Source organism: Guyparkeria sp., from assembly GCF_041687595.1.
Taxonomy (GTDB): domain Bacteria; phylum Pseudomonadota; class Gammaproteobacteria; order Halothiobacillales; family Halothiobacillaceae; genus Guyparkeria.
Genome location: NZ_JAWLBP010000011.1, coordinates 36,304 through 39,409, shown reverse-complemented (window position 1 = coordinate 39,409; position 3,106 = coordinate 36,304). Strand labels below are relative to the sequence as shown.

The 3,106-nt window shown below is 69.1% G+C and carries 4 protein-coding genes; 2 read left to right on the top strand and 2 right to left on the bottom strand.

Annotated features, from left to right (window positions below; translation table 11 throughout):
* Positions 1–1,040 (bottom strand): phosphoribosylamine--glycine ligase (purD, locus tag ACESL5_RS03345; protein WP_372591367.1); only part of this gene is annotated, 1,040 nt, incomplete at its 3' end.
* Positions 1,041–1,114: 74 nt separating this feature from the next.
* On the opposite strand from purD, the gene ACESL5_RS03340 reads away from it, so the two are divergent.
* A complete protein-coding gene (locus ACESL5_RS03340; RefSeq protein WP_372591366.1) occupies positions 1,115–1,588 on the top strand; it encodes a tRNA (cytidine(34)-2'-O)-methyltransferase in 474 nt (157 codons plus the stop codon).
* Complete coding sequence (gene tsaA / locus ACESL5_RS03335; RefSeq protein ID WP_372591365.1) at positions 1,585–2,286, top strand: tRNA (N6-threonylcarbamoyladenosine(37)-N6)-methyltransferase TrmO; 702 nt, start codon at positions 1,585–1,587, stop codon at positions 2,284–2,286. The genes ACESL5_RS03340 and tsaA overlap by 4 nt, the downstream gene beginning before the upstream one ends.
* Before the next feature lie 13 nt (positions 2,287–2,299).
* On the opposite strand, the gene ACESL5_RS03330 is transcribed toward tsaA, so the two are convergent.
* A partial coding sequence (locus ACESL5_RS03330) for an NAD(P)H-dependent glycerol-3-phosphate dehydrogenase (RefSeq protein WP_372591364.1) occupies positions 2,300–3,106 on the bottom strand: 807 nt, incomplete at its 5' end.

Below are 3,106 nucleotides of genomic sequence, written 5' to 3'. Positions count from 1 at the left end.
CCCTTCGACGAGCTTTCCGGGTAGCCGGCGGAGGCCAGCACGACGCCCACGGACGCCTTCGGGGTCCACTGGGCGCTCACCTGGTCGAGACGGCCTTCCACGCCGGCTTCGAGCAGGTCGACCAGATCGCTGTCCAGGCGCATCAGCACCGGCTGAGTCTCTGGGTCGCCGAAGCGGCAGTTGAACTCGAGCACCTGCGGCTCACCGTCCGCGCCGATCATCAGCCCGGCGTAGAGAAACCCCGTGTACGGGAGACCGTCGAGGGCCATGCCCTCGACCGTCGGCTCGATAACCGTCTCCATCACCCGGGCGATCATCGCGTCATCGAGGACCGGGGCGGGCGAGTAGGCGCCCATGCCACCGGTATTGGGGCCGCGGTCGCCCTCGTCGCGGGCCTTGTGATCCTGGCTGGAGGCCATCGGCAGGACGTGCTCGCCGTCGACCATGACGATGAAGCTCGCCTCCTCGCCCTCGAGGAACGACTCGACCACGACACGCGCGCCGGCGGCGCCGAACTGGCCGGCGAAGATGTCGCGGATGGCCGCCTCGGCCTCGTCGATGCTCTGCGCGACGATCACGCCCTTGCCGGCAGCCAGCCCATCGGCCTTCACCACCACCGGGGCGCCGTGCTCGTGGACGAAGTCGATCGCTGGCGCGGCGGTGTCGAACACGCGGTACTTAGCGGTCGGGATGCCGTGACGCTCCATGAAGTCCTTGGCGAACGCCTTGGAACCCTCCAGCTGGGCCGCCTTGCGCGTGGGACCGAAGATCGGCAGCTTGGCGTCGCGGAAGGTGTCCACCACTCCTTCGACCAGTGGCGCCTCGGGGCCGACCACGGTCAGGTCAATGGCATTGTCGGCGGCAAAGGCGACCAGTTCGGCGACATTGGTCGCGGCGATGGGCACGTTCCGACATTTTGCCTCGGCGGCCGTGCCGGGGTTTCCGGGGGCGACGAAGACCTTCTCGACCCGCGGCGACTGGGCGATCTTCCACGCCAGGGCGTGCTCGCGACCGCCACCACCGATAACCAGTACCTTCATGCCTTCACCTCTTGATGCGTGTCTCGTTGGCGGGGAGCCGTCGTCCCCGTCGGCGTTGGCCCTATAATGCCAAAATGCCGTCGATCATGCTGTTCGAACCCGAGATCCCCCCCAACACCGGCAACCTGATCCGCCTGTGCGCGAACACCGGTTCGAGCCTGCATCTGGTCGAGCCGCTGGGGTTTTCGCTGCAAGAGCGGGCCGTGCGTCGCGCCGGGCTCGACTATCACGAACTGGCCTGCGTGCACCGTCACCCGGACCTGGACGCGGCCCGGCGAGCGTTGCCGGGCCGCCGTTTGCTCGCCTTCTCGACCCGCGGCAGCCAGCGATACGACCAGATCCGGTACCGGGAGGACGACGTGCTGCTGTTCGGCCCGGAAACCCGCGGCCTGCCGGACGAACTCCTGGACTCGCTGCCCGCCGAACAGCGGCTCTATCTGCCGATGGCGCCCGGCTCACGAAGCCTCAACCTGGCCAATGCCGCCGCGGTGGCGTTCTTCGAAGCCTGGCGGCAACTGGGCTTTCCCGGCAGCGGAGAGAAGCCATGAACGAGGAATGGACCCTGCGGCCGATCGGCCACGTCGAAAGCCCCTACCGCGAAGGTTTCGGCATCCCGCGGCAGTCGGGGGTGGTGCCCGCGGCCACCGGGCTGCTGATCCCCACGCCCGAATGGCAGCAACCCGCCGCCTGGCAGGGGATCGAGACCTTCTCGCACCTCTGGCTGATCTGGGTCTTCCACGCCAAGCGCCACATGCAGCCGGGCGACAGTCCTGCCGTCCGCCCACCGAGGCTGGGCGGAAACCGGCGGGTGGGCGTGTTCGCCTCGCGTGCGCCGGTGCGTCCCAATCCTGTCGGTCTCTCGGTGGTACGCCTGCTCGACGTGACCGAGAAGGACGGCCGGGTGCGCCTGCATCTCGGGGGCCTGGATCTGTTGGACGGCACGCCGATACTGGACGTCAAGCCGCACGTGCCCTACGCGGACTGCCCCCCCGACAGTCGTGGCGGCTGGGCGAGCAGCCCGCCGGAGCGGCTGGCGGTGGTCTGGGGTGCGGCGGAGTCCTGGCTGGAGCGCCTCGATTCGGCCACCGTGGCATTGATCGAGCAGAGCCTGGCGCAGGATCCGCGGCCGGCCTTTCACGCCGATCCTGACCGCGTCTATGGCATGCGTATCGAGGACATGGACGTGCGTTTCGTGGTGCGTGAGCACCGGGCGGAGATCCAGGAGATCGTGCCGGACCGGAAGTGAGGTCGAAGAGGGGTCAGGCCTCGTGGGAGCGCGGCTCGCGAGAGAGCAGCTCGGTGACCGCCTGACGGGCCGGCAGCCCCTCGAACAGCACGCGATAGACGGCCTCGGTGATCGGCATTTCCTGGCCGCTGGCCTGCGCGAGCCGATGTCCCTCGCGGGCGGCACCGATGCCCTCCACCGCCTGGCCAATGGCGGCAACCGCCTCGTCCATGGTTTCGCCGCGGGCCAGCCGCAGGCCGAACTGGCGGTTACGGGAATGGTCGTCGGTGCAGGTGAGCACCAGATCCCCCAGCCCGGCCAGGCCGAAGAAGGTCTCGGGGCGGGCGCCCATCGCCTCGCCCAGCCGCATGATCTCCGCCAGGCCACGGGTGATCAGCGCCGCCCGGGTGTTGGCGCCGAAACCGAGACCGTCGGACACGCCGGCGGCGATGGCCAGCACGTTCTTCAAGCCACCGGCCAGCTCGATGCCGATCACGTCGTCGTTTGGATAGCACCGGATGTGGTCGTTGCGCAGAGCGGCCGCTACCGACTCCGCTACCGCCGCGTCCCGGCTGCCCACCGCAATGGCCGCCGGCTTGCCGTGCGCCACCTCGATGGCGAAAGTCGGACCGGAAACCACCGCGAAGGCGACATCACCCAGCGCACGCTCGACCAGTTCGTCGATGCGGGCCCCGGACCCCGGTTCGAAACCCTTGGAAGCGCTTACGAAGATGGCCGAACGCGGCAGGGTGTCGGCATGGGAGGCCAGGAACTCGCCCAGGATCTTCGTCGGGAGCACCAGCCAGACCTGCTCGACCCCCTCGACGGCCCGCGACAGGTC